The sequence below is a fragment of the Robiginitalea aestuariiviva genome, from assembly GCF_029537735.1.
GTDB lineage: Bacteria > Bacteroidota > Bacteroidia > Flavobacteriales > Flavobacteriaceae > Robiginitalea > Robiginitalea aestuariiviva.
This window is the reverse complement of record NZ_JARPUQ010000001.1, coordinates 266,418-291,298: the sequence shown is the minus strand read 5'-3', so window position 1 is coordinate 291,298 and position 24,881 is coordinate 266,418. Positions and strand designations below refer to the sequence as shown.

The 24,881-nt window shown below is 56.2% G+C and carries 24 protein-coding genes; 12 read left to right on the top strand and 12 right to left on the bottom strand.

Annotation, left to right across the window (positions count from 1 at the left end; genetic code table 11):
- Positions 1-23: 23 nt before the first annotated feature.
- The 5 genes from tig to OZ410_RS01340 all read right to left on the bottom strand — a co-directional run bounded on the left by tig (position 24) and on the right by OZ410_RS01340 (position 4,982).
- Positions 24-1,346, bottom strand: a complete 1,323-nt coding sequence (gene tig / locus OZ410_RS01360) for a trigger factor (RefSeq protein WP_277706116.1) — start codon at positions 1,344-1,346, stop codon at positions 24-26.
- A gap of 97 nt (positions 1,347-1,443) precedes the next feature.
- Positions 1,444-1,791: a phage holin family protein gene (locus OZ410_RS01355; protein ID WP_277706115.1), complete on the bottom strand. Its 348-nt coding sequence runs from the start codon at positions 1,789-1,791 to the stop codon at positions 1,444-1,446.
- A 73-nt stretch (positions 1,792-1,864) separates the two neighbouring features.
- On the bottom strand, positions 1,865-3,367 hold the full coding sequence (locus OZ410_RS01350) for an SGNH/GDSL hydrolase family protein (RefSeq protein WP_277706114.1): 1,503 nt from the start codon (positions 3,365-3,367) through the stop codon (positions 1,865-1,867).
- A 131-nt stretch (positions 3,368-3,498) separates the two neighbouring features.
- Positions 3,499-4,269 carry an alpha/beta fold hydrolase gene (locus OZ410_RS01345; protein WP_277706113.1) on the bottom strand — a complete coding sequence of 257 codons (771 nt, stop codon included), beginning with the start codon at positions 4,267-4,269 and terminating at the stop codon, positions 3,499-3,501.
- The gene (locus tag OZ410_RS01340) at positions 4,269-4,982 is read right to left on the bottom strand and encodes a pyridoxine 5'-phosphate synthase (protein ID WP_277706112.1); all 714 of its coding nucleotides are present in this window, start codon (positions 4,980-4,982) and stop codon (positions 4,269-4,271) included. The genes OZ410_RS01345 and OZ410_RS01340 overlap by 1 nt, the downstream gene beginning before the upstream one ends.
- A 94-nt stretch (positions 4,983-5,076) precedes the next feature.
- On the opposite strand from OZ410_RS01340, the gene OZ410_RS01335 reads away from it, so the two are divergent.
- The 8 genes from OZ410_RS01335 to murI all read left to right on the top strand — a co-directional run bounded on the left by OZ410_RS01335 (position 5,077) and on the right by murI (position 13,150).
- Positions 5,077-5,733: a CBS domain-containing protein gene (locus OZ410_RS01335; RefSeq protein ID WP_277706111.1), complete on the top strand. Its 657-nt coding sequence runs from the start codon at positions 5,077-5,079 to the stop codon at positions 5,731-5,733.
- A gap of 4 nt (positions 5,734-5,737) precedes the next feature.
- Positions 5,738-6,610 (top strand): NAD kinase, encoded by an 873-nt coding sequence (locus OZ410_RS01330; protein ID WP_277706110.1) that lies wholly within the window; start codon positions 5,738-5,740, stop codon positions 6,608-6,610.
- A gap of 114 nt (positions 6,611-6,724) precedes the next feature.
- Positions 6,725-7,420 (top strand): type IX secretion system protein PorG, encoded by a 696-nt coding sequence (gene porG, locus OZ410_RS01325; RefSeq protein ID WP_277706109.1) that lies wholly within the window; start codon positions 6,725-6,727, stop codon positions 7,418-7,420.
- Positions 7,421-7,431: 11 nt separating this feature from the next.
- Positions 7,432-8,172, top strand: coding sequence for an isoprenyl transferase (locus OZ410_RS01320; RefSeq protein WP_277706108.1), 741 nt, complete (start codon positions 7,432-7,434; stop codon positions 8,170-8,172).
- A 22-nt stretch (positions 8,173-8,194) separates the two neighbouring features.
- Positions 8,195-10,807, top strand: a complete 2,613-nt coding sequence (locus OZ410_RS01315; RefSeq protein WP_277706107.1) for a BamA/OMP85 family outer membrane protein — start codon at positions 8,195-8,197, stop codon at positions 10,805-10,807.
- A gap of 98 nt (positions 10,808-10,905) precedes the next feature.
- Complete coding sequence (locus OZ410_RS01310; RefSeq protein WP_277706106.1) at positions 10,906-11,733, top strand: OmpH/Skp family outer membrane protein; 828 nt, start codon at positions 10,906-10,908, stop codon at positions 11,731-11,733.
- A gap of 48 nt (positions 11,734-11,781) precedes the next feature.
- A complete protein-coding gene (locus OZ410_RS01305) occupies positions 11,782-12,291 on the top strand; it encodes an OmpH/Skp family outer membrane protein (RefSeq protein ID WP_277706105.1) in 510 nt (169 codons plus the stop codon).
- Positions 12,292-12,358: 67 nt separating this feature from the next.
- Positions 12,359-13,150 carry a glutamate racemase gene (gene murI, locus OZ410_RS01300; protein WP_277706104.1) on the top strand — a complete coding sequence of 264 codons (792 nt, stop codon included), beginning with the start codon at positions 12,359-12,361 and terminating at the stop codon, positions 13,148-13,150.
- On the opposite strand, the gene OZ410_RS01295 is transcribed toward murI, so the two are convergent.
- Positions 13,147-13,659, bottom strand: a complete 513-nt coding sequence (locus tag OZ410_RS01295; RefSeq protein WP_277706103.1) for a dihydrofolate reductase — start codon at positions 13,657-13,659, stop codon at positions 13,147-13,149. The two genes, murI and OZ410_RS01295, sit on opposite strands and share 4 nt — an antisense overlap.
- Positions 13,660-13,736: 77 nt before the next feature.
- Here OZ410_RS01295 and OZ410_RS01290 point away from each other — a divergent pair, with 77 nt between their 5' ends.
- Together OZ410_RS01290 and OZ410_RS01285 are read left to right on the top strand one after the other, a co-directional pair.
- Entirely contained in the window at positions 13,737-14,846 is a 1,110-nt protein-coding gene (locus tag OZ410_RS01290) for an aminotransferase class V-fold PLP-dependent enzyme (RefSeq protein ID WP_277706102.1), read from the top strand.
- A 162-nt stretch (positions 14,847-15,008) separates the two neighbouring features.
- Entirely contained in the window at positions 15,009-15,308 is a 300-nt protein-coding gene (locus OZ410_RS01285; protein ID WP_277706101.1) for an isoamylase early set domain-containing protein, read from the top strand.
- Positions 15,309-15,357: 49 nt separating this feature from the next.
- Here the strand turns inward: OZ410_RS01285 and OZ410_RS01280 are convergent, their stop codons facing one another.
- The 6 genes from OZ410_RS01280 to OZ410_RS01255 form a co-directional block, all read right to left on the bottom strand.
- Positions 15,358-16,158 (bottom strand): energy transducer TonB, encoded by an 801-nt coding sequence (locus tag OZ410_RS01280; protein ID WP_277706100.1) that lies wholly within the window; start codon positions 16,156-16,158, stop codon positions 15,358-15,360.
- Positions 16,159-16,173: 15 nt separating this feature from the next.
- On the bottom strand, positions 16,174-16,998 hold the full coding sequence (locus OZ410_RS01275) for a thymidylate synthase (protein WP_277706099.1): 825 nt from the start codon (positions 16,996-16,998) through the stop codon (positions 16,174-16,176).
- A gap of 114 nt (positions 16,999-17,112) precedes the next feature.
- On the bottom strand, positions 17,113-18,471 hold the full coding sequence (locus OZ410_RS01270; RefSeq protein WP_277707155.1) for a NupC/NupG family nucleoside CNT transporter: 1,359 nt from the start codon (positions 18,469-18,471) through the stop codon (positions 17,113-17,115).
- Between the two features lie 61 nt (positions 18,472-18,532).
- Entirely contained in the window at positions 18,533-19,159 is a 627-nt protein-coding gene (locus OZ410_RS01265; RefSeq protein ID WP_277706098.1) for a bifunctional nuclease family protein, read from the bottom strand.
- A gap of 83 nt (positions 19,160-19,242) precedes the next feature.
- Entirely contained in the window at positions 19,243-20,211 is a 969-nt protein-coding gene (locus OZ410_RS01260) for an electron transfer flavoprotein subunit alpha/FixB family protein (RefSeq protein ID WP_277706097.1), read from the bottom strand.
- Positions 20,212-20,235: 24 nt separating this feature from the next.
- Positions 20,236-20,982 (bottom strand): electron transfer flavoprotein subunit beta/FixA family protein, encoded by a 747-nt coding sequence (locus OZ410_RS01255; RefSeq protein WP_277706096.1) that lies wholly within the window; start codon positions 20,980-20,982, stop codon positions 20,236-20,238.
- A 114-nt stretch (positions 20,983-21,096) separates the two neighbouring features.
- On the opposite strand from OZ410_RS01255, the gene OZ410_RS01250 reads away from it, so the two are divergent.
- Positions 21,097-22,143 carry a pyruvate dehydrogenase complex E1 component subunit beta gene (locus OZ410_RS01250; protein ID WP_277706095.1) on the top strand — a complete coding sequence of 349 codons (1,047 nt, stop codon included), beginning with the start codon at positions 21,097-21,099 and terminating at the stop codon, positions 22,141-22,143.
- Between the two features lie 164 nt (positions 22,144-22,307).
- Positions 22,308-24,803: a DUF5686 and carboxypeptidase-like regulatory domain-containing protein gene (locus OZ410_RS01245; protein WP_277707154.1), complete on the top strand. Its 2,496-nt coding sequence runs from the start codon at positions 22,308-22,310 to the stop codon at positions 24,801-24,803.
- Positions 24,804-24,881: the final 78 nt, after the last annotated feature.

Here is a 24,881-nt window from a genome sequence, read left to right as displayed (position 1 = left end):
AATTTGTGGCCCTGCCGGGTGGTTTAGCCGTAAACCTCCTCGATAAATTTCTCGTAGGTAACTTCTTTGGTTTTCAGGTTGGCCTTCTCCTTGTACAGCTCCAGCAGTTTCTGGCTCATCAGCTGCTCGGAAAGGCGCTTCACCTCGTCCTGGTTGCTCAGCACCCGGGCGGCTATCTGGTCCAGGTCTTCTTCCTTAGGGTTTACCTGGCCATACTGTGCCATCTGCGCCCTAATAAAGCCTTTGGCGAAATCCTTGAGCTCTTCAAACTGGATGTCCAGCCCGTGGTCCTTGATCAGGCGGCCTTCAATCAGTTGGTAGCGCAGGCCCTTTTCGGAACGCTCAAACTCGTCGTTGGCCTCGGCCTCGGTAAGCGGCTTTTCGCCCGTGGTCTGCATCCATTTCTTCAGGAAGGTAGCCGGAAGGTCGAATTTTACCTCCTCGATGAGTTTTTCCGTTACGTCGTTCAGCAGTTTCTGATCGGATTGCTGCTGGAACTGGTTTTCGGAATCCTCCTTGATTTTGTCGCGCATTTCCTTTTCGGAGCTCACCTGGTCTTTGCCAAAGAGCTTGTCAAAAAGTTCCTGGTCCAGGGTGGCCGGCTCGCGGTGGTTGATTTCCTCAATCGTAAAGGTGACCTCGGCATTCAAGTCTTCGGCCTTTTCCCGGGAAACGCCCAGGGTGCTGGCCAGCAGGTGATCTTCCTTGAGCAGGCCTTTGGTTTTCAGGGTTACGCTATCCCCAACTTTGGCGCCTTTCAGGGCATCCAGGGCTTTCTTGGCTTTCACCTTGCTGATCTCCAGGGTGGTAGTGTGGTCAATTTCCTCGGCTTCGCTGAAGAATTTCCCCGTTACCTCGTCTTCGGCGCCTACCGTGTCTTTACTAACCAGTTTGCCATACTGCTTGCGGATACGGCTTACCTGGTCGTCGATCATTTTTTTGTCCGCTACGATCTTGTAGTGGGGAACGGCCTTTTTGGTTTTCAGGGACACTTCAAATTCGGGGGCCAGGCCCAGCTCGAATTCAAAGGCCAGCTGGTCGGCGTCCCAGTTCAGGTTGTCCTGTTGGCGGGGCAGGGGGTTGCCCAGCACATCCAGTTTTTCCTCGACCAGGTAGTTGTGCAGGTTGTCCTGCAGGAGTTTATTTACTTCGTCCACCAACACGGCCTTGCCGTATTGTTTCTTGATCAGGCCCATGGGGACCTGGCCTTTGCGGAATCCCGGAATATTGGCGTTTTTCCGGTAATCTTTCAGGATGCGGTCTACCTTTTCCTGGTAATCATCCTTGGTGATTTCTACCTTCAGGACGGCATTCAGCGCGTCAATCTGCTCTTTGGTAATGTTCATGGCAATCTGCGTTTGCGTCTAAAAACGGGATGCAAAAGTAGCGCATTTTCGGCGCTCCGGCAAGTTTTCAAATCATTGTCTTTCAAAGGGTGAGGCCCTAGGCTTTTTCCTCCTTTAAAAAAGAAAATAAAACCGCCTGGAACAGGGAGAGCAACAGGGAAAATATCAGGGCAGACCACAACCCGTCCACATGGAAGCCGCCTATCAGGCCGTCCGCCATCAGAATGATCAGGGCATTGATAATGAGCAGGAATAGACCTAAGGTTACAATGGTAACCGGGAGGGTCAGCAGGATCAAAAGGGGTTTGACCAGAAAATTCAAAAGGCTCAGGACCACGGCAACCAGGACCGCAATCCAATAGGAATCTACCGAAACGCCGGAGAGGAGGTTAGACAGGACCACCACGGCCAGGGCGGTAAGCAGGAGGCGCAAAACGGTTTTCATAGGACTTGATTTTTGACATTAAAAAAGGGTGCCCGGGAAGGGGCACCCTAAAGGTAACAGTATTTTCCGGGACCTAGTTGATGTACAGGCCGGTGTAAGCCAAGGGATCCACTGCGGGGAGTTCTGCCCCGTACTGGGCTTCAATGGCAGCCAGAAACTGGTTGGCCAGCAGGGCATATCCCCGGGGAGAAGGGTGCACCCCGTCCAGGGAGAACCCGCCGCCGGTGGCATATGCTGCGGTTACCGTGCTGCCGTCTGATAGGGGCACCCCGGCATCGGCAATGGTTTCCAGGTAGGCGTTGGCATCTACAAAGGCCAGGCCGTAAGCGGTGGCCAGGGTTTCAATAGTCTGGTTAAAGGCCAGGGTGGCCGTAGCCACTTCATTTTGTTCTTCAGGGGTGAGCACCCACTGGTCTGCCAGGGGTACTGCCACCCCGTTAATGCTGGTGGGGTCCTGGGGGTTGGCCAGGGTACCGATAATGGTCTGGGAAGTAAAAACCAGCAGGTCTTCGGCCGTGGCCTGGCGCATGTTGATCAGCCCCGGGTTGTAAGGGGTCAGGTCGGTCAGGTCCTCGTCCAGGATCACCACGGCATTTCCCGCTCCGGCGCTGAAGGAGATGGTGCGTTTGGCAACTTCGTCTGCGTCAATCACGCCCAGACCCTGCAGTTGCAGCAGCCCGCCGTTGTAGGCGGCATAGGCGCCGTTCAGCAGGTCTGCCGTAGCCTGGTCCAGGGGTACCGGGTTGTGGGGTACGGTGGTAAAGAACGGGATTTTGGTCACGTCCGGGATGTTGGCCACCACGCCCTTGGCGCCATTGGAGGTGAGCGCCTGCAGGATAGAATTCATCACGCTGGCAAAGACGTTGGGGTCGGTAATGTCCGAACCGCCATAAGTGCTCGGGTCCAGGTTTCCGGCCTGGTTTACGCCGGCCCCGCCGGAGGTGGCATAACTCAGGACGTCGTTGTTGCCCAGCCAGAGGGTGAAGAAGGTCGGGTTCAGCGCCATGGCGTCGCCCAGCACGGTAGCCGAGGCGCTGGTGGCGAAACGGGCGTAATAGGGGTTGGCCAGGCCAGCCTGTACGCCTGCTACGTTCCCGTAACCGGGGGCAACCAGGTGGAAGCTCTTGGCTCCTGGAACGCCCATATTGTTAAACGGCCCGGAGAGGGTGTTGGTTACCTCGGTGGTGCCTTGCCCCGCAACAGGGGTGGGCAGGGGGGAGCCGGTGGAAAAATCCAGGTAAAGGCGGTTGCCCACAATGGGGGTGCCTCCCAGGGTCATCCCGCCCAGGTTGTCGGCCATAAAGGGGATGGTGAAGGTGCCCCCGCCGGCTTCGGCAAAACTACCGGCCAGCATATTGGGGAAGGAGGCCGTTTGTCCGTCCACAAAAAGAGCGGCATCGGAATAGCCTGCCGTAAGGGAGTTTCCAAGGGATACATAGGTGGAAAAATCCGCAGAACCGCTGCTATAGGCCACGGGATCCGGATCCTGAGGCCCGGGGTCTACAATGGGGTCGTCATCGCTACAGGAAGCCAGTAGCAGACCTGAAAATGCCAGCAAGGCCAGAAGTTTTTTCATGGGATGTGTTTTGAGTTTGTTTAGTCTAGAAACCGCAGATAGACGGTCGGAATCAAATTTAACCAAAATTGCGACACACGCAATAACGGGGGGTTGAAAATTATGCACGCATAATAATGAAGGGGGTTTCTTCAGGATTTCGCAAATTCCAGTACCCGCTGCAGGAAGGCGTCCGGTTGTTCCGCATGCAGCCAGTGCCCTGCCCCGGCCAGGGTTTCCAGCCTGGCTTTGGGGAAATGGGCGCGGATGCCCGGCAGATCTGCGTCCCGGATGTACTCCGAGGCCCCGCCCCGGATAAAAAGGGATTCCTTCTCGAAACGGGCTCCTTCCGGCAGGGCGGCCCCTATTTCTTCCATCCGGTCCTTCAGCACCTCCAGATTAAACCGGAACGCCAGTTCCCCGGGATTTTTCCAATACAGGTTCTTCAGCAGAAACTGCCGTACGCCCCAGTCCGGGAGGGATTTGGCCAGGGCGGTATCCGCATCGCCCCGGGAGTCGATTTCGGAAAGCGGCAGGGCTTCCAGGGCCCCCAGGATATGCTGGTGGTGGGGTGGGTAGCGCCGCGTCCCGATGTCTGCCACCACCAGGCGGTTTACCCGCCCGGGGAAGGAGGTGGCCAGGGTCATGGCGGTTTTTCCGCCCATGGAATGCCCCAACAGGAGGGCGTCTGCAATGCCCTTATGGTCCATATAGCGCACCACATCCCGGGCCATCAGTGGGTAGTCGAAGGCCTCCGACCAGAAACTGCGGCCGTGGTTGCGCTGGTCCAGCAGGTGTACCCGGTAGCCGGCTTCTGCAAAGCGGCTGCCCAGGGTCTTCCAGTTGTCGGACATCCCCAGGAATCCGTGAAGGATCAGAAGGTCCGGTCCCTGCCCCAGGGTTTTGGCATAGAGCTGTTCCATTATTTCAGGCGTTGGAGGTACATCTGGATTACATTTTCCAGACCCAGGTACAGGGATTCACAGATCAGGGCGTGGCCGATGGAGACCTCCATCAGGTGGGGGACCTGCTCGCGGAACCAGCGGATGTTGTCCAGGTTCAGGTCGTGGCCGGCATTGAGCCCCAGGCCTACCCCGGCTGCGGCTTCGGCCGCCTTGCGGAAGGGGGCCACGGCGGCTTCCGGGTCTTTCCCGTAGTGCTGTGCGTAGCTCTCGGTGTAGAGTTCCACCCGGTCCGTGCCCGTATCCCGGGCGGCGCGTACCATTTCCGGGTCCGGATCCACAAAGATAGAGGTTCGGATGCCGGCCCTATGGAAGACTTCGATGATTTCCCGCAGGTGTTTCTGATGGGTACGGGTGTCCCACCCGGCGTTGGAAGTTATGGCGTCCGGGGCATCCGGGACCAGGGTTACCTGGTCCGGGACCACTTCCAGGACCAGGTCCGTAAAGGCGGGTACGGGGTTGCCTTCTATATTGAGTTCGGTGGTCACTACGGCCTTCAGGTCGCGGGCATCCTGATAGCGGATGTGCCGCTCGTCCGGGCGGGGGTGGATAGTGATCCCCTGGGCGCCAAAAACCTCGATGTCTTTTGCGGACTGGACCAGGTTTGGCATATTGCCGCCCCGGGCATTGCGGAGGGTGGCGATCTTGTTCACGTTTACGCTCAGTCGAACCATGATTGGGGTTTTTGCAGTTTTCGGAGCCCAAAAATACGAATTCGGCATGCCTTTTGTCCTTTAAAAATTAGTAATTTGCAACGCAGCCCGTGCTATGGAAATGCAGGAACACATCAACGCCACCATCCCCGTCTTCGAAGTAGAGGATTCCCTTAAAGAGGCTATCCACTTCTTTACCCACTCCACCTACTCCCATGTGGCCGTTACCGAAAAAGGTGAATTCCTGGGGTTGCTGGGGGAGGCAGACCTGGATTCCTTCCAGGAAACCAGCCTTGTATCCGAGTTCCGGTATCAGCTGGAGCAATTTTCCGTCCCGCCTGAGGCTTCCTGGCTCGATGTCCTGGAAGTGTTTACGCGCAATGAGGCCAACCTGATCCCTGTGGTGGACACCCAGGGTAGTGTGCTGGGCTATTACGACCTGAACGATGTGGTCGGGATTTTCACGGACATGCCTTTCTTTACGGAACCCGGGGTAATCCTGGTCGTGGCCCGGGCCGCCCGTGACTACAGTTTCAGCGAAATCGCTCAGATTGTCGAGGGGAACAACACCAAATTGCTGGGTGCGTTCATTACCGAAATCCGCAACGAGGTGGTGCAGGTTACCCTGAAGATGAGCGATACCAACATCAACGAGGTGCTGCAAACCTTCCGCCGCTATCGCTATTCCATCCTGTTTGGCAGTGTGGACGACCAGTTTCTGGAGGAACTCCGGGAACGTTCCGGCTACCTGGACAAATACTTAAACGTCTGACCCTATGAAGGTCGCGATCTACGGCCAGCCTTTCAATGAAGAAGTGCGCCCGCCGGTGTCCGAACTTTTGGATGCCCTTAAGGAAGCCGGGGCCCAGGTGGCCATGGAGGCGGATTTTGCCGACTTTTTAGGCTTTGGGGATCGGTATGACCGTTTTGGGCCGGATTACGGCCTGCATGCGGGCTTCGATCTGTTTGTGAGTTTCGGAGGGGACGGAACGATCCTGCGGGCTATTACCTATATCCGGGACCTGGGCATCCCCATTGTCGGGGTCAACACCGGGCGGCTGGGATTCCTGTCTACCTTCCGCAAGGAACAGGTCCGCACCCTGGTGCGGGAATTCCTGGCGGGCCGATATACCCTGGTGCGCCGCAGCCTGGTTTGCGCGGATATGGAAGGGGAGGTGCCCGGGGGCGACCGCCTGAACTTTGCCCTGAACGAGGTTACGGTAAGCCGCAAGGATACCACTTCCATGATTACGGTAGAAACGTACCTGAACGGGGAGTACCTGACCTCCTACTGGGCGGACGGGCTTATTGTGGCTACGCCTACCGGGTCTACCGGGTATTCGCTCAGCTGCGGCGGCCCGGTAATCATGCCCACGGCCCAGTCCCTGGTAATCACACCCATTGCCCCACATAACTTAAATGCCCGCCCCCTGGTGATTTCGGACGATACGGAAATCCGCCTGAAGGTCTCCGGGCGCGAATCTCAGCACCTACTCTCTTTGGATTCCCGTATTACCAGTGTAGACCGGGGTACGGAAATCATCGTGAAGAAGGCCCCTTTTACCATCCGGATGGTGGAATACGCCTCTGAGAGTTTTTTCAAGACCATCCGCAACAAACTCCTCTGGGGCGAAGATCGGCGCAATTGAGGCGGCCACGGGCAATAAAAGGCCTTAAATCCTGTTAAACAAAAGAAATAAATGAAGCGCCATTCGTGCCCGAACGGGGCATGAAATTGCTATATTTGCAAACTTTCGGAATTGATGAGGATTCTTTGTTCCGCGCTTTTCCTGCTGCTATTTAACGCATTGCAGGGGCAAACCTATGAGCTGGGTTTGTTCGGTGGAGGAGCCAACAACATAGGGGATATCGGCAGGATGACCTACGTGGCGCCTTCCGGCCCGGCCTTTGGGGCGGTCTTTAAGTGGAACCGCAGCAAGCGGTACGCCTGGAGGGCCCATATGATGTACGGCACGTTTACTGCGGACGACCAAAAATCCGATCTTCCGTCAAGACAACAGCGGGGCCTCCGCATGGAAAACCGTATTTTAGAGTTTTCCGGAGGCCTGGAATTCAATTTCGTGGAGTATAACCTCCACCAGCTGGGCACGGCGTTTACACCGTATTTATATACGGGCGTTACCTATTTCAGGTACGACTTTGATTATTTCGACGCCGGGTTCCAGCAACAGACCAACCAACGGGACGGTGCATTTGCCATCCCAATGGTCGCAGGGGCGAAGTATCGTCTGAACCAGTTCCTGATCCTGGGAGCGGAAGTCGGTGCCCGGTACACCTTTACGGACAACCTGGACGCCAGCAACCCTGAAGGGACCAATTATGAACCGTTTTCAGACGGCCCGTTCGGGAATGTCTTCAGTGACGACTGGTATGTGTTTTCTGGCGTTACCCTGACCTTCACCTTCGGGCGCAAGCCTTGCTGCGATGCTTTTGAATAGCAAAGCGCAACATGAGCAAACTGGAAGAAATCAAAAGCGGCCGCCTGCCGCAGCACCTGGCCATCATCATGGACGGCAACGGCCGTTGGGCCAAGGAGCGCGGTAAACTTCGCGTTTTCGGGCACCAAAATGGGGTACAGGCCGTGCGCCAGACCGTAGAAACTGCAGCCAAACTGCAGATCGGGTACCTGACCCTTTACGCCTTCAGTACCGAAAACTGGAAGCGCCCCAAAATGGAAGTCGATACCCTGATGCGCCTGCTGGTTACTTCCCTCCGCAAGGAACTCAAGACCCTTACCGAGAACAATATCCGGCTGAACGCCATTGGCTGTGTGGAGAGCCTGCCCGGGAAGGCAGTGCAGGAGCTTCGGGAGGTGATCAAGCGCACCGAAAACAACGATGGGATGACCCTGACTTTAGCCCTGAGTTACGGGGCTCGGGAGGAAATTACCTCGGCTGTAAAAGCCCTGGGAACCAAAGTTAAAAATAGCATAATTTCCCCTGAAAAAATTGATGAATCCATTATTAATGATCATCTTTACACGCGCGGTTTGCCCGACGTTGACTTGCTAATCCGGACCAGCGGAGAGTACCGGATCAGCAATTTTTTGCTTTGGCAGATTGCGTATGCTGAATTGTACTTTACAGACGTTTTTTGGCCTGATTTCAATGAGGAGCACTTGTTGGAGGCCTTAAAAAGTTATCAGAACCGAGAACGACGATTTGGAAAAATTAGCGAACAACTTAACTAAGGGTGCACGGGTATACGCCACATTGAAAACGTTCCTGTTCACCTTTTTTCTTACCCTTTCCCTTCCCGCTTCAGCCCAAGAGATCAACTACCAGGACGGCAAGACTTATATCCTGGGCGGGCTAACGGTTTCAGGGCTGCAGAGTTACAACGAACAGACGGTTATTACCTATACCGGCCTGCGCGAAGGTCAGCCCATTACCATTCCGGGAGACCAGATTAGCGAAGTGATCAAAAAGCTGTGGAACCTGGACCTCTTCAGCGATGTGACCTTTTACATCAACCGCATTGAGGGGGACCGCATCTTTCTGGAGCTCGACATCCGGGAGCGTCCTTCCCTGAATAATGTCACCTTTTACGGGGTGCCAAAGCGCCAGGTACAGGACCTGATGGACGATACAGACCTGAAGAAAGGGAAAAAGATCACCGAAAGCCTGATTGCGAATACCAAGAACTACCTGGAGAATAAATACCGGAAGCAGGGCTTTCTGAATGCCCAGGCCCAGATTGCCACCTCGGTGGACACCAGTGAAACCAATGCCCTTAATATGGTGGTGAACATCAAACGGGGCGACCGGGTTAAGGTGAAGGATGTGGTCTTTGAAGGCAATGAAAAGCTCTCCGACGCCCGCCTGCGTAAGGCGCTGAAGAACACCAAGAAGAAATTGTTCGGCCGCTTCTGGAAGAAGTCCAAATACATTGAAGCGGATTACGAAGAAGACCTGGGGTCCCTGGTGGACAAATACGCCGAGAACGGCTACCGGGACGCCCGTGTACTCTCCGATACCATCCACCGCCTGGACGACAAGAACATCGAGGTGCGCATCAAGGTGGAAGAAGGCGACCGCTACTATTTCGGGGATATCGATTTTGTGGGCAATTCCGTGTATACAGACCGGCAGTTGGCCCAGATCCTCGGGATCAAAAAAGGCGATACCTATAACGGGGTTTTACTGCGCAAACGCATTGCGGACGACACCAAGCCGGATGCCCAGGACCTCACCAACCTCTACCAGAACAACGGGTACCTCTTCTCCCAGATCAACCCGGTGGAAGTCTCTGCGGAAAACGACACCATTAACTTCGAGATTCGCATCATTGAAGGGAAAGAGACCTTCCTGAATCGCGTAACCGTGGCCGGGAACAACAAGACCAACGACCACGTTATCTACCGGGACATCCGCACCAAGCCGGGATTGCAGTACAGCAAAGACGCCATAATCCGGACCATCCGGGAATTGGGGCAGCTGGGCTTCTTTGACGCGGAGCAGATTAAGCCTGAAATCCAGAATCCGGACCCCAACGCGGGTACGGTGGACCTGAAATTCGACCTGGTGGAATCCGGTGCCAGCCAGATTGAGTTGCAGGGGGGCTACGGAGGTGGCGGTTTTATCGGGACCCTTGGATTGTCCTTTAATAACTTTTCTATTCAGAACCTATTCAAGGGGGAAGCCTATAAGCCTGTACCCATGGGAGACGGCCAGACTTTTGCCCTGAGGTTGCAGGCCAGCCGGACCTTCCGGGTATACAGCCTGAACTTTTCAGAGCCCTGGCTGGGCGGCCGCAAACCGGTTCGCTTTAACCTTTCCCTCTCCCGTACTCAGCAATTCCTGGCTTCCTTTGGCCGAAACGGCCGGGTAGAGGTAGACAAGAACCAGCAGTTTTCCATTACCGGGATCTCTGCAGGGCTGGCCAAGCGGGTGCAATGGCCGGACGACTTCTTTGTGCTGAGCCACTCCCTGAGTTACCAGCTGTATGACTTCCAGAATTACCGGACCGGGCTGTTCAATTTCGGGAACGGCCGTTCCAATTCCCTGGCCTATTCCCTGGGGATCTCCCGGAACTCTTCCGGGCCCAACCCCATTTTCCCGCAAACGGGGAGCCGGGTGGAATTCACCGCTAAATTTACCCCGCCCTATTCCCTGTTCAGCGACAAGGATTACGCGGCCCTGAAGGGGGAAACCGAAGACATTATCACGGAGCAAATTGAGCGCGCCCGCCTGGGGGTAAGCGGCGAAGCCCGGGATGCCGAACTGCAGACCCGCCTGGAAGAGCTGGACCAGGAGCGCTTCCGCTGGCTGGAGTATTACAAGTTTAAATTCCGTGCAGACTGGTATACCCCAATCGTCGGGAAGCTGACCCTGCGGACCAACACCGAATTCGGGTTCCTGGGGGCCTACAACCAGGAGGTGGGCAACGTTCCCTTTGAGCGCTTTTTCCTGGGGGGAGACGGCCTGGGCCGGAACTTTACCCTGGACGGGCGGGAGACCATACAGCTTAGGGGGTACGACAACAACTCCCTGACGCCGGTAGACCCCATTACCCAGCAACCCGAGGGCGGGATTGTCTATAACAAGTACTCCATGGAGCTTCGGTATCCCCTTACCCTGAAGCCTACAGCCTCTATTTATGCCCTGACCTTTTTGGAAGCGGGGAACTCCTTCAACAATTTTCAGGAGTTTAATCCGTTTCAAATAAAAAGATCGGCCGGGGTGGGCCTGCGTATTTTCATGCCTGCCTTTGGTCTATTGGGGATCGACTTCGGATATGGGTTCGACGAGGACCTGAGGCCCTCTTCGGCGGGTACAGGTCCGAGCGGATGGCAGACGCACTTCGTGATCGGGCAGCAGTTCTAAGACCGGTTCCTCCTGACGGTCAAAAATGTTAAATCCTTCATTTTAAAAGATTTAATAATTTTGGCACGATATTTTCTATCAGTAAATAGCGTTCTGTGATGAAGCAAAGTATAGCAACCTTCCTCCTGCTGTTGGGCATATGCGGATGGAGTTCGGCCCAGCGGGGCGTTCGAATTGCCTACGTGGATATGGAATATATCCTCGAAAATGTAGAGGAGTACCGCGAGGCCAGCGAACAACTGGACAACAAAGTGGTACAGTGGCAGTCCGAGATCGAATCGCGCAAACGGGCCATCGAACAACAGAAAAAGGACCTGCAGGCGGAACGGGTGTTGCTAACGGACGAGCTGATCGCGGAGCGGGAAGAAGAAATTGAAATCCTGGAAAAGGAGCTGTCGGATTACCAACAGAACCGCTTTGGACCCCGGGGGGATCTGGTGCTGCAAAAGCAGCGGCTGATCCAGCCGATACAGGACCAGGTATTCAATGAAGTACAGAAGATTGGAGCCAATAAAAAGTATGATTTTATTTTCGATAAATCTGCGGATGTTGTAATGTTGTACTCCGAAAACCGGCACGATATCAGCGACTTGGTGCTGCGGAGCATCGCCCGGACGCGCAAGGTGAGTACGCCGCCTGCAAAACCGAGAAACCAACGGTTGGACGCATACGAAGGCGAAACCGACGAGCCGGTCTCCGAAGCCCTTCAACAGCGTCAGGAGCGGGCACAACAGGCCGAGCAGGCCCGGGTGCAGGCCGCGGATGAGCGCCGGGACGAACAACTCCGGCTTCGTGAGGAGCGCAAAAAGGCTTATGAGGAGCGTCGCAAGAAACTGCTAGAGGAGCGGGAGGCGCGCCGCAAAGCCAAGGAAGATGAGCGGGCCAGGGAAATCGAAAAAGCGAAGGATTCCGTGATCGAGAACTAACAGATCCAAAACCATAATTAGTAACTCAAATTAATCAAAGTAGACATCATGAAACAAGTAGTTAAGGTAGCTGTAGCGGTTGTCCTGTTTATTGCGGCATCCTCCGGGGTGCAGGCACAGAGCAAAACAGCCCATATTAATGTGCAGGAGCTTTTGTCGCAGATGCCGGAGATGAAAGCTGCCCAGGCGGAACTGAAGAAGCTGGAGGAGACCTATCGGGCAGACATCCAGGGTTCCCTGAACGAACTGCAGAATAAACTGACCCAGTACAACAACGAGGCCAGTGCCATGACCCAGGAGGAAAACCAGAAGCGCGCCCTGGAACTGCAGGGATACGAGCGCAATATCGGTGAGGCCCAGCAGGCTGCCCAGCAGGAGCTGGCCAAGAAGCAGGCCGAGCTCTTTGAGCCCATCTCTGTAAAAGCCAAAGCGGCCATTGAAAAGGTAGCCGCTGCCCAGGGCTTTGACTATGTGCTGGACGCTACGCCGGGTTCCGGGGTAATCGTGGCCACAGGCAAGGACCTGTTGCCGGACGTGAAAAAGGAATTGGGATTCTAATCGCATCCCACGGATATAAACCGCCCGTAACAGGGCGGTTTTTTGTTGGTAATCACCAGGGTTTCAAATGAAGGCAGGACCCATAGGCATTTTCGATTCGGGCGTAGGCGGGCTTACCGTCTGGAAGGAGGTTACCGCCTTGCTGCCCTGGGAGGATACCGTATACCTGGCGGACAGCGCCCATGCGCCCTATGGGGAAAAACCCCCGGAAGCCATCCTGCAGCGCAGCCTGGTGTGCACCCGGAAGCTAATGGACTTCGGGGCCAAAATGGTGATCGTGGCCTGCAATACAGCTACCACCAATGCCATAGCCGAACTCCGGCGGCAATTTCCCATCCCGTTTATCGGCATTGAACCGGCCATTAAACCCGCGGCCCTGCAATCGGCTTCCGGCACCATTGGCGTGCTGGCAACGCGGGGCACCCTGGCCAGCGAACTTTTCGCCCGCACCTCCCGCAGCTATGGTGCCCAAATCCGTATTTTGGAACAGGAGGGGGAAGACCTGGTGGCCCGCATCGAAGCCGGCACCCTGGAGCAACCGGAGTTAGGTGAAAAGCTACGTGCCATGCTGCAACCGATGGTAGACCAGGGCATGGACCACCTGGTGCTGGGATGCACCCATTACCCTTTCCTGACCCCAATCCTTCAAACCGTATTACCCCCGCAGGTGCGGATTGTGGATTGCGGCCTCCCCGTAGCCCGCCAGGCCCTTGCCGTCCTGGAACGGGAAGACCTTTTAGGACCCAGGGAAGAAACCGGGGAGCACCGGTTTTGGACCAATGCGGACCCCGTGCTCCTGGATCGGATGCGCGCCCGCCTGGGCGGCCCGCCAGGGACAGTAGCTGCTCTCGATTTTTAAGGTTTCCGGCTAAAGGTCTGATAGGTAAAGGCGTGCTTGTGCCGCCCGTCCGTGGGGTGGTATGTTGCCTTTTTCAAGGTCCAAAGGTCCGGGTCGATTTCCGGGAAGCGGGTATCGGCTTCGAAGGTGCCGTGTACCCGGGTTAATTCAATTTCGGTGGCCTGTGGCAGGGCCAGGGCGTAGATTTCCCCACCTCCGATTACAAAGCGTTTTTCGGCTTTTGCAGTGGCCTCCAGGGCCGCGTCCAGAGAATGGACCACCTCGCAATCCGGGTGGTCTGCCCGGTAGTCTTCCCTGCGGGTAATAATGATGTGTCTGCGGTTGGGCAGGGGCTTGGGGAAGGTTTCGAAGGTCTTGCGCCCCATGATCATGGGGTGACCCGTGGTCAGGGCTTTAAACCGGCGGAAGTCGTCCGGGAGGTGCCAGGGCAGTTCCCCTTCCTTTCCCAGTTCATTGGCCTGCCCAGCCGCCGCGATCAGAATCAGTGCACCCCGTTGTTTTTCCCCCATCGTTCCGGTTTTTGGCATATTCTGCACCTGGCCTCCCTGGGGTGGCCCGATATGCGTATCTTTAAGGGATAAAGATAATGGATTTGAAATCGGACCCCAAGGGTATACCACAGCGCTTTTTTAAGGGATTTCCCGCCCTGGCCCAAACCACCTACCTGAATACGGCGGCCTGGGGCCTGATGCACGAGGAGGTAATGACCTGGAGGCAGGAGTACGACCTGGACTTCCTGGTGGGGGGAAGCGCTTTTAAGCTGGAAGCCATGCCCATCCTTGGGCAGACCCGCGGGCGCATTGGCGAATGCTTTGGCTGCGCCCCGGAGCGCGTGGCCCTGGTGCCGAATTTTTCCCTGGGGCTGAACCTGCTGCTGGAAGGTTTGCCCAAAGCCTCCCGCGTGGTGTTACTGGAAGGGGACTATCCCTCCCTGAACTGGCCTTTTGAAACCCGGGGCTTCCATTGTCGGGAAATTCCGGCCGATGCCCGGGTGGAGGAGCGCTTGCTCGAAACACTTAAATCAGAGCCTGCAGAGGTACTGGCCCTGAGCCTGGTGCAGTGGGTAAACGGCCTGTTGATCCGCCCGGAATTCCTCACCGGCCTGAAGGCGGAATTCCCGGACCTGTTGATTGTTGTGGATGCGACCCAATACCTGGGGGCCCTGCCCCTGGATTTTGATGCCAGCGGGATAGACCTGTTGGGGGCCAGTGGCTATAAATGGATGCTGGGCGGCAACGGTAACGGTTTTTTCCTGTTGGGCGAAGGGGTGGAATCCCGCCTGCAGGTGGGGAGTACCGGATTCAATTCGGTGGGGGCGGACCTGAATCGCAAGGGGAAGGTTTCCCTGGCCCGCAACCTGGAACCGGGCCACCTGGACACCCTGAATTTTGGCAGCCTGTGGTGTGGGCTGGGACTCCTGCAGGATATAGGTTTGGAACAGGTGGCCGCCTATAACCGCAACCTTTGGGGGTATGTGGCCAGTCGCCTTGAGGAAGCCGGCTTGCTGGACCCTGTGATTGCTGGCCGGAAAGAACATAGCGGAATCTTCAATATCCCGGACCATGGAGGGTGGTACCAAAGCCTTGGGCAGGAAGGAGTGGCGTGTTCCCCCCGGGGCGGTGGGATTCGCCTGAGCTTTCACGCCTACAATACACCCGAAGACCTGGACCGCGTCCTGGAAGTCCTGAAGCGTTAACGCCCTTGCAAACTTCCCGGGGCTAAAATGGCAACATGCCGGCATTGTAAACGGAATTTTACGAAATTGATAAAACTGGGGTAACGAATTGTCTTTTAGTGCTTTTATGTGTTGCTTTGTCCCGTAAATCGGGACGTAACAAATCACTAAAAACACCTGATCATGGCAATCAAGAAACAATATCTCAAATCCAAGCCGGTGTGCAAGGTAACCTTTACCGTACCTGCCGAAGAGGCTAAAAAAGTAGCTGTAGTAGGCGATTTCAACAACTGGAACCCCAAAGGCAGCATGCTGAAAAAACTTAAAAACGGAACCTTTAAGGGTACGTTCGACCTCCCCATGGAGCAGAGCTATGAGTTCCGTTACCTGGTGGATGGTAGCACCTATGTAAACGACGAAGCTGCCGATCGTTACCAGTGGAACGATTTCGCCGGTGCCGAAAACGCGGTACTGGAGCTGTAAAACAAAGCGTATTGCAAAGCGAAAAAGGACCGGTTTTCCGGTCCTTTTTTTATTCGGAAAGCCGGAACATTAAAGGGAGGGCAAATTCCCAGGCATCTGCCAGCCCATTGCGCATTCCGGGCTGAAACCGGGGTAATTTGGACATAATCCGAATACCTTCTTCCTGAAAGGCGGGATATCCGGAATCGCATCTCAGGTCCTGGACACGCCCCTTTTCATCGATGGTGAAGCGAACTACCACCCTTCCCTGTATGCCGTCACCCAGGGCGTCTTTCGGGTATCTGAAGTTTTGGACGATATGCGCCCGCATCCGTTGCTGGAAACACGATATATCCGATTCGAAGTCGGTTCGGAGGCAGTCCGGGAAAAGGGGCGGCCGTTCCACAACACCGCCGGAATATACGTCCTCACTTGGGATGGGTTTCCATACGGTATCGTTCACCCGCGCAAATTCGAAGGAAAAATTGTGCCATGCCGGATACGGGCCGCGCTCTGGGTTGCTCACAGCAATGGGTGTCAAAACGTTTAGGCTGTCTTCCATTATCGGGTTTATCGCATCCCAGGCCTTTCGCGTCTGCCTCTGCAGCGACAGGCGCAACCCGTCCAGCTGCCCGGCCTGGTCCACCCGGAACCGGACAATCACGCCAACCGAGTCCTTCAGGAGGCTGGCGTTAGCCTTTAGGACAGGCTGTATCTGTGTTTGCAGCCTTTGGTAAACGCAATCGGGTTCCCCCTGGGGGCATCCGGATAGCAGGAGGCGTTCCGCCCTGTTTTCCATTTCCTGGGCGTGAACCCCCTGGGATAGGAAAAGGCCCATGCCCAGGATCAGAAATACGTTGGATAGGGTCATTGGCAATCGCAAGACTCAGACGGCCACTGCCCCTTTAATATGCGGGTGGGGGTCGTAGTTTTCAAGGGTAAAGTCCTCGAAGCGGAAGGCAAAAAGGTCGCGCACCTCCGGGTTGAGTTTCATGGTGGGCAGCGGCCGGGGGTCCCGGCTCAGCTGCAGGCGGATTTGCTCCATATGGTTGTTGTAGATATGGGCATCCCCGAAGGTATGGATGAATTCCCCGGGTTCCAGGTCGCATACCTGAGCCATCATCAGGGTGAGCAGGGCATAGGAGGCAATGTTGAAAGGGACCCCCAGGAAAATGTCTGCGGAGCGCTGGTAGAGCTGGCAGGAGAGCTTCCCGTTACTTACATAGAATTGAAAAAACGCATGGCAGGGCGGCAGGGCGGCCTTGCCGCGGGCCACGTTCTCCGCAAAGGAGACCGAGGTGTCCGGCAGGACGGAGGGGTTCCAGGCGGCCACCAGCATCCGGCGGCTGTCCGGGTTGTTGCGGATGGTATCGATCACCTCCCGGATCTGGTCAATATCCTCGTTGTTCCAGTTGCGCCATTGGCGGCCGTACACGGGGCCCAGGTCTCCGTTTTCATCGGCCCATTCGTTCCAGATGCGCACGCCGTTTTCCTGGAGATACCCGATGTTGGTATCCCCGCTCAGGAACCACAGCAATTCGTGAACAATGGATTTCAGGTGCAATTTCTTGGTGGTGACCATGGGGAAACCCTCGGCCAGGTTAAAGCGCATCTGGTACCCAAAGACGCTCAGGGTTCCTGTGCCGGTGCGGTCGGTTTTGGCTTGTCCGTGTTCCAGGACGTGTTGCAGCAGGTCGTGATATTGTTTCATGCGAAATAGGGTGCTATGGCCATACATGGGCGCCCGGCCCGGCCTCGGGAATCAAAAATAGGAAAACCGAAGGGTGCCGGCCAACCGGCCCCATGCCTACTTTTCAAGAACTTATCAACCCAGGATCATCCCCGCCATGGTAGCCGACAAAAGGGAAGCCAGGGTGCCGCCCAAAACGGCCTTCATCCCGAATTCGGAGAGGGTTTTTCGCTGCCCGGGCGCCAGGGAACCAATGCCTCCGATCTGGATGCCGATGGAAGCAAAATTGGCAAAGCCGCAGAGCATATAGGTGGCCATGATGATGGACTTCTGGTAGCCCAGGTGGGTGCCGGAAGTCACGTCCTTAAGTTCGGCCAGCTGGATGTAGCCCACAAATTCGCTGGCGGCCAGTTTGATCCCCAGCAGTTGCCCCATCTGAAGGATGTCTGCGGAGTCCACCCCGATCAGCCACATCAGGGGGGCAAAGACCACCCCCAGGATGGCTTCCAGGGAAAGGCTGTCGTAGGGGGAGTGTTCGGCAATCCACCCGTTCAGGGAGGTGGCGCCCCCAACCAGGTCCAGGATGCCGTTCAGCATGGCGATAAAGGCTACGAAAACCAGCAGCATGGCGCCCACATTCACGGCCAGTTTCAGCCCTTCGGTGGTACCATTGGCAATGGCGTCCAGCAGGTTGCTCCCGATCTTTTCGGAGCTCACCTCTATGGTGACATCTATGGGTTCGGTCTGGGGCTGCAGCATTTTGGAAACCACAATGGCCCCGGGAGCCGCCATTACGGAGGCGGCGATCAGGTGGCGGGCAAACTCCAGGCGCAGGGCGGGGTCACTGCCCCCAAGGAAGCCGATGTACGCAGCCAGGACACCCCCGGCTACCGTGGCCATGCCGCCTACCATAACCAGCAGCATTTCAGAGCGGTTCATCTTTTCCAGGTAGGCCTTGATCAGCAGGGGGGCTTCGGTCTGCCCCAGGAAGATATTGCCGGCCACGCTCAGGCTCTCCGGGCCGGAGATTCCAAGAAAACGGGTGAGCAACCAGGCCATGGCCTTGACCACTACCTGGATGATGCCCAGGTAATACAGTACAGAGGTGAGGGCCGAAAAAAAGATGATAGTAGGCAGGATCTGGAAGGCAAATACATACCCGATATTCGCATTCTCCAGGTCCATGAGGTTGCCGAATAAAAACGTACTTCCGGCTGCCGTGAATTCCAGGATGCTGTTAAAAAAACTCCCCAGGACATTGAAGAACCATTGGACGGCGGGGACTTTCAAAATCCCGATGGCCAGCAGCAGTTGCAGCCCCAACCCGATGCCCACGGTTTTCCAGTTGATCTGCTTACGGCGGGCACTGAAGGCCCAGGCCAGCAACAAGATCACAAGCATGCCCAGGGCCCCGCGCATCAGGGAATCCAGGGTAAACCCCTGGTTGGGAATAATGGAGGCGTCCTGTGCGGCTGCCAGACCCGGTAAAAGCATTAAAACGCCGGAAAGCAGGGCGCCGGCGGGCCGGCGTAGGTTACGGGGGTGGCTCACGTTATTACTTGCGTTTGGAGATTTCGTCCCGGATCTTGGCCGCTTTTTCATAGTCTTCGCTGGCCACGGCCTTGTCCAGCTCCTGGTGCAGGTCTTCCAGGGTCATTTCCCGGTAGGGCGCGTCTGCCCCCGCGTCAATTTCCACGGCCTCGCTTTCCTGCAGGATTTCGTCCACCACAATGCTGTCGTCCCCCTCCTTGTCCTTTTCCTTGGAAGAGAATTTCAGGTAGATCCCGGCCTTGTCCAGGATGGTTTTGTAGGTGAAGATGGGGGCTTCAAACCGCAGGGCCAGGGCAATGGCATCGCTGGTACGGGCATCGATGATCTCTTCGATCTTGTCCCGCTCGCAGATGATGCTGGAGTAGAAGACCCCGTCCACCAGTTTATGGATGATAACCTGTTTGATCACAATATCGAAACGATCCGCAAAATTCTTGAACAGGTCGTGGGTGAGGGGCCTGGGCGGTTTGATTTCCTTCTCCAGGGCAATGGCGATGGATTGGGCTTCGAAAGCCCCAATCACAATGGGCAGCTTGCGGTCCCCGTCCATCTCATTCAGGATAAGGGCATAGGCGCCATTTTGGGTCTGGCTATAGGAAATTCCCTTTATTTGTAACCGTACAAGGCTCATAGGCTGGGTAAAAGCGAAAGGCTGTTAAACACCAGGGTTGTCTGGTCATTTAACAGCCCTTCAAAAGGACAAATTAACAAAAATTAGGCGTTTTGGGCCTTAAAATCCTTTAATTTTTCGATGAGTTCGGGGACCACTTCGAAGGCGTCTCCCACCACTCCGTAGTCGGCCGCTTTGAAGAAAGGGGCCTCCGGATCGTTGTTGATCACCACCTTTACCTTAGAGGCATTTACCCCCGCCAGGTGCTGTATGGCGCCGGAGATTCCTATAGCGATATACAGGTTGCTGGCCACAGGTTTCCCGGTCTGCCCCACGTGCTCGCTGTGGGGTCTCCATCCCATGTCGGAAACGGGTTTGGAACAGGCTGTGGCAGCGCCCAGCACCTCGGCAAGCTCTTCTACCATGCCCCAGTTTTCGGGGCCTTTCAGGCCGCGTCCGCCGGAGACTACGATGTCTGCATCGGCAATGGCGATCTTGTCGGTGGCTTTGTCTACGGAAACGGCTTTGGTGGCAAAGGTGCCTTCCCCGAATTCCGGGGTAAAAGCTTCGGCCGTGGCAGCCCCTTCGGCTTCCACCATCCCGAAGGCATTATTGGAAACGCCAATGATGGCGCGTTCGCCCTGGAGTTCGGTATGGGCAAACCCCTTGTTGCTAAATACGGTACGCCGCACCACCAGGGGCTGGGTGCTGTCCGGCAGGCCTACCACATTGGGGGCGTACCCGGCTTGGAGGGCACCAGCCAGCAGGGGGGCGGCAAATTTGGCATCTGCACTGGAGCTTACCACAACCACGCGGGCCCCGGTATGGGCGGCAGCCTGTTCCAGCAGGGACGCCACGGCCCGGGCGTTAAAGGTTTCCAGGCGGGGTTCGCTAACCTGCAGTACGCGGGCAATGCCGTATTTCCCCAGGGGGGAGGCATCCGCGGCGTTTACGGCCACAGCTACGGCATCGGTTCCCATGGCCTTGGCGAGCTGGGCGCCATAGCTGGCTACTTCCCAGGCATTTTTCTTAAAGGATCCGTTTTCGGTTTCGGTATATACGAGTACTGACATTGGATTTTCGCTTTTGGATATGCGTTATATGACTTTGGCTTCCTTGTGGAGGAGCTCCACCAGCTCCCCGATATTTGCAGGGTCTACCAGTTTAACCTGGCCTTTGGGGGCCGGTTTGTCAAAGGTTTTGTCCGCCGTCCCCTGGGTCGCTTCTGCGGCAGGAACCACGGTTAGTTTTTTCTGGCGGGCCATCATGATGCCGCGCATGTTCGGGATGCGAAGGTCGCTTTCCTCCACCAGGCCTTTTTGCCCCCCGATGACCAGGGGCAGACTGGTTTCCAGGGTTTCCTTGCCCCCGTCAATTTCGCGTACGGCCTTTGCAGAGGTGCCGTCCACTTCCAGGCCAATGCAGGTGTTCACGAAATTCATTCCCAGCATGGCGGCCAGCATTCCGGGGACCATGCCGCCATTGTAGTCGATGGACTCCCGCCCGGCAATCACCAGGTCATAGCCGCCACTTTTAACCACTTCGGCCAGCTGGCGGGCTACAAAAAGGCCATCGGTAGGGGTGGCATCCACGCGGATGGCCTCGTCCGCCCCAATGGCAAGGGCCTTGCGCATGGTGGGCTCTACGCCCGGGCCGCCAACGGTGACCACGTGCACGGCAGCGCCTTGTTTTTCCTTCATCCACATGGCGCGGGTAAGGCCAAATTCGTCGTTGGGGTTGATCACAAACTGCACCCCATTGGTATCGAAAGCCGTGTTGTCGGCCGTGAAGTTGATTTTGGAGGTAGTATCAGGAACATTGCTGATACAGACGAGTATCTTCATAGATGCTTGTTTTTTTGTAGTAACGCGGGCCGCTAAGATAGCCAATTAATTTCAAAAATACTATGCATGCATAATAAAATTTCCCGATTTTTTTGAAAGATCGGCTCGGGGAAGTTGCTGGAGAATTTCTATTTTTGTGCGCACCCGGGGCAGAACCTCCCGGGCCCCAAAAACAAAGACCCAATGAGGACGATACAATTCAGGGAAGCCATCGCAGAAGCCATGTCCGAAGAAATGCGGACGGACGAGTCCATTTACCTGATGGGCGAGGAAGTAGCCGAATACAATGGCGCCTATAAAGCTTCTAAGGGGATGTTGGACGAATTTGGCCCGGACCGCGTGCTGGACACCCCCATTTCGGAGCTCGGTTTCGCCGGGATCGGCGTGGGATCCGCCATGATCGGCAACCGCCCGATTATCGAATTCATGACCTTCAACTTCTCCCTGGTGGGGATTGACCAGATTATCAACAATGCCGCCAAGATGCGGCAGATGTCCGGCGGGCAATTCAATATCCCGATCGTATTCCGGGGGCCCACGGCCTCTGCCGGCCAGCTGGCCGCCACGCACTCCCAGGCCTTCGAGAGCTGGTTTGCCAACTGCCCTGGCCTGAAGGTGGTGGTACCGTCCAACCCCTACGACGCCAAGGGCCTGTTAAAATCTGCCATCCGCGATGACGATCCCGTGATCTTCATGGAATCCGAGCAGATGTACGGAGACAAGGGCGAAGTGCCGGAAGGGGAGTACACCATCCCGCTGGGCGTGGCCGAAATCAGGCGCGAAGGCACCGATGTGACCATTGTGTCTTTCGGAAAAATCATCAAAGAAGTGTATACGGCTGCCGAGCAGTTGGCCGAGGAGGGTATTTCCTGTGAAGTGATCGACCTGCGCACGGTCCGTCCCCTGGATTATGCCACTGTCCTGGCTTCCGTGAAAAAGACCAATCGCCTGGTGGTGGTGGAAGAGGCCTGGCCTTTTGGCAACGTGGCCACCGAGATCACCTACCATGTGCAGAACGAAGCCTTTGACTACCTGGATGCCCCGGTGGTGAAGATCAACACCGCAGATACGCCTGCGCCTTATTCTCCCGTACTGCTGGAAGAATGGCTGCCCAACAGCGGCGATGTCATAAAGGCGGTTAAAAAAGTGTTATACAAGTAGGCCCCCCGGGCACAAACCGTATCTTAGTACCGCCGGCCCCGTTGCCGGCGGTGTTATTTAAACCCGCAGTATCCGACAGACCACTACCTGTAACCCGAAAACTCATGCCCCGGTTTCGCCTGATGCAACTCGCAGCAGCGGGTCACGGGGATAATCTGATGCCTATGCGCATGTGGCTTACCATTGTGGTTTTTCTCTTCGGAGGGATGGCCCTGCTGGCCCAGACCAAGGCCGGGGGTATTGTGGTGGACCAGGAGGGCGAGCCCGTACCCTTTGCCAACATTGTCTTCCCCGGATCCAGCCAGGGTACTATATCCAACGACAATGGCCGTTTTTATCTGGAATCCGACCAGACCTTCCAGACCCTTTCCGTGTCCTTTGTAGGCTACGCCACCCGCGAAGTAACCCTTGAGGGCCGTGTAAACCTGGAACTGCGAATTGTGCTGGAGGAGGGGGAGCAACTGGACGAGGTGGTGGTCTACGTGGGCAGGCAGTCCAAGAAGAACAATCCCGCGGTGGATATTCTGCGCAAGATCTGGGCGAAAAAGCGCACCAACGGTTTGCGCAAGTATGAGCAGTATACCTACGACGCCTACGAGAAGATCGAGTTTGACCTGAACACCATAGACAGTGCCCTGATGCAGAGCCGGGTCTTTAAGGGGATGGAGTTTGTCTTCCAGGACCTGGATACCTCCCGCATTACCGGCAAGACGTACCTGCCTATCTTCTTGAATGAAAAATTCACCCGGGTGTATGGGGACAATGCCATGGACCTGGAAAAACAAGAGGTGCTGGGCAATAAGAATTCGGGATTTAGCAACAACCAGGCGATCCTGGCCTTTGTACAGGACCTCTATTCGGATTACGACATCTACGACAACTACCTGAAGTTTTTCGACAAGAGCTTTACCAGCCCGCTTTCCCGCACCGGGGTGGATACCTACAATTACGTGCTGGCGGACAGCGCCTTTCTGGAGGATAAATGGTGTTATAATATCCTGTATTACCCCCGCCGCAAGAACGAGCTCACCTTCAAGGGGGATTTCTGGGTAAACGACACCACCTTTGCGGTCAAGAAGATCAACCTTCAACTTACCCGAAGTGCCAATATCAACTGGGTGAAGGAGATCTACATCGAACAGGAATTCGAGGTGCTCTCCGATTCCGTATTCCTGCTGAAACGGGATTACATGCTCAGCGATTTTGCCTTTAATAAAAAGGAGGAATCCCGGGGGGTGTACGGCAAACGCACTACCGTATATGACCACTACGCCTTTGACCAGCCCCGCCCCAGGGAATTCTACAAGGCCGAGGCAGACCCCTTTCATCCGGAGGTTTACCAACGGCCGGACAGTTTCTGGGCCACCAACCGCCTGGAAGCCCTGAACAAGGACGAGCAAGGGGTATACAGCATGCTGGATACGCTCAAGACTGTGCCCCGCTTCCGCAGCTACTACAACCTGGTGAGCATCCTGGGATCCGGCTATGTGGAGATCGACAAATGGAACCTGGATCTGGGCGACATCTACAGCGTGGTGGGCTACAACGATGCCGAAGGCTGGAGGGTGCGGGGTGGGGCCCGTACCTATTTCGGACAGAACGACCCCTGGCGGCTGGAGGGCTACCTGGCCTATGGGTTTGCCGACCACAAGGTGAAATACGGGTTGTCCGGGAAGTTTCTGCTGGACCGTAAGCTCCGGCTGATCCTCTCCGGGGGGAACCGCAGGGATGTGGAACAGATGGGCCTGAACCTGACGGCCACCACGGACGTACTGGGCCGAAGCGCCGCCTCCGGTTCGGTGCTTACGGTGGGGAACAACAACCGCCTGACCAGTATTAACCTATCGACGGCTGCCCTGGAGATGGAGCCGGTTCGGAACCTGCGACTGCGCATTGGCGGGTCCTTCCGCACCCTACGCTCGGCCCTGCCCGACGCCTTCAGCCTGGATTACCTGGACCCGGAAGCCCCGGGGGGAATAGCGTCCAGTATCCGGCAATTCGACCTGATTACCACCCTGGTGTATACCCCGGGGCGGGAAACCATTGGGTACGGGGTAGAACGGCGGGACGTAAACGACACTTACAGCAACCTGTTCCTGCAATACACCCGGGGCCTGCAGGGGTTCCTGCAGAGCGATTTTGACTATTCCAAATGGCAGTTCTCCTACACCCAGCCCTGGCAACTGGGGGGGCTGGGCCGGCTGCGCACTACCCTGGAGGCAGGCAAAACCTTCGGAGAGGTGCCCCTGGGCCTGCTGAGCGTGGTGCCCGGAAACCAAACCCTGTTCTCCATCTATTCCACCTTCCCCAACCTGGACTTCTACGAGTTTGTGACCGACACCTATGTGGCAGCCCACCTGGAGCACAATTTCAACGGCCGGCTGTTTTCCCGCCTGCCTCTGTTGCGCAACTGGAACCTCCGGGAGATTGTAGGGCTGCGCGGGGCCTGGGGCGAGCTTTCGGATGCCAACCGCCAGCTGAGCAGCCCGGCCAATATCCCCCTTCAGGCCCCGGACCAGAAGGTCTATTGGGAGTACTCCGTAGGGGTGGGCAACATCTTCAAGGTCTTTCGTATCGACTTCAATTTCCGGGGGAATTACCTTTCCCGTCCGGAGGCCCGCCCCTTCAGCGTTACCGGGGCTTTCGGCTTCCATTTCTAGGGGCGAACCCACAGGCGGAAGGGGCGGAAAAAACCTTTTTATAGTTTAAACCCTTTTACTACTTTTGCACCCGTTTCA

Coding starts and splice junctions, on each gene's coding strand:
- OZ410_RS01345 (WP_277706113.1), bottom strand. CDS start 4,269: ATGGAACAGCTCTATGCCAAAACCCTGGGGCAGGGACCGGACCTTCTG.
- porG (WP_277706109.1), top strand. CDS start 6,725: ATGAGGATTCTTTGTTCCGCGCTTTTCCTGCTGCTATTTAACGCATTG.
- OZ410_RS01330 (WP_277706110.1), top strand. CDS start 5,738: ATGAAGGTCGCGATCTACGGCCAGCCTTTCAATGAAGAAGTGCGCCCG.
- OZ410_RS01310 (WP_277706106.1), top strand. CDS start 10,906: ATGAAGCAAAGTATAGCAACCTTCCTCCTGCTGTTGGGCATATGCGGA.
- OZ410_RS01355 (WP_277706115.1), bottom strand. CDS start 1,791: ATGAAAACCGTTTTGCGCCTCCTGCTTACCGCCCTGGCCGTGGTGGTC.
- OZ410_RS01280 (WP_277706100.1), bottom strand. CDS start 16,158: ATGACCCTATCCAACGTATTTCTGATCCTGGGCATGGGCCTTTTCCTA.
- murI (WP_277706104.1), top strand. CDS start 12,359: ATGAAGGCAGGACCCATAGGCATTTTCGATTCGGGCGTAGGCGGGCTT.
- OZ410_RS01335 (WP_277706111.1), top strand. CDS start 5,077: ATGGAAATGCAGGAACACATCAACGCCACCATCCCCGTCTTCGAAGTA.
- OZ410_RS01270 (WP_277707155.1), bottom strand. CDS start 18,471: ATGCTTTTACCGGGTCTGGCAGCCGCACAGGACGCCTCCATTATTCCC.
- OZ410_RS01295 (WP_277706103.1), bottom strand. CDS start 13,659: ATGGGGGAAAAACAACGGGGTGCACTGATTCTGATCGCGGCGGCTGGG.
- OZ410_RS01320 (WP_277706108.1), top strand. CDS start 7,432: ATGAGCAAACTGGAAGAAATCAAAAGCGGCCGCCTGCCGCAGCACCTG.
- OZ410_RS01305 (WP_277706105.1), top strand. CDS start 11,782: ATGAAACAAGTAGTTAAGGTAGCTGTAGCGGTTGTCCTGTTTATTGCG.
- tig (WP_277706116.1), bottom strand. CDS start 1,346: ATGAACATTACCAAAGAGCAGATTGACGCGCTGAATGCCGTCCTGAAG.
- OZ410_RS01340 (WP_277706112.1), bottom strand. CDS start 4,982: ATGGTTCGACTGAGCGTAAACGTGAACAAGATCGCCACCCTCCGCAAT.
- OZ410_RS01255 (WP_277706096.1), bottom strand. CDS start 20,982: ATGAAGATACTCGTCTGTATCAGCAATGTTCCTGATACTACCTCCAAA.
- OZ410_RS01265 (WP_277706098.1), bottom strand. CDS start 19,159: ATGAGCCTTGTACGGTTACAAATAAAGGGAATTTCCTATAGCCAGACC.
- OZ410_RS01260 (WP_277706097.1), bottom strand. CDS start 20,211: ATGTCAGTACTCGTATATACCGAAACCGAAAACGGATCCTTTAAGAAA.
- OZ410_RS01275 (WP_277706099.1), bottom strand. CDS start 16,998: ATGAAACAATATCACGACCTGCTGCAACACGTCCTGGAACACGGACAA.
- OZ410_RS01245 (WP_277707154.1), top strand. CDS start 22,308: ATGCGCATGTGGCTTACCATTGTGGTTTTTCTCTTCGGAGGGATGGCC.
- OZ410_RS01290 (WP_277706102.1), top strand. CDS start 13,737: ATGGATTTGAAATCGGACCCCAAGGGTATACCACAGCGCTTTTTTAAG.
- OZ410_RS01285 (WP_277706101.1), top strand. CDS start 15,009: ATGGCAATCAAGAAACAATATCTCAAATCCAAGCCGGTGTGCAAGGTA.
- OZ410_RS01350 (WP_277706114.1), bottom strand. CDS start 3,367: ATGAAAAAACTTCTGGCCTTGCTGGCATTTTCAGGTCTGCTACTGGCT.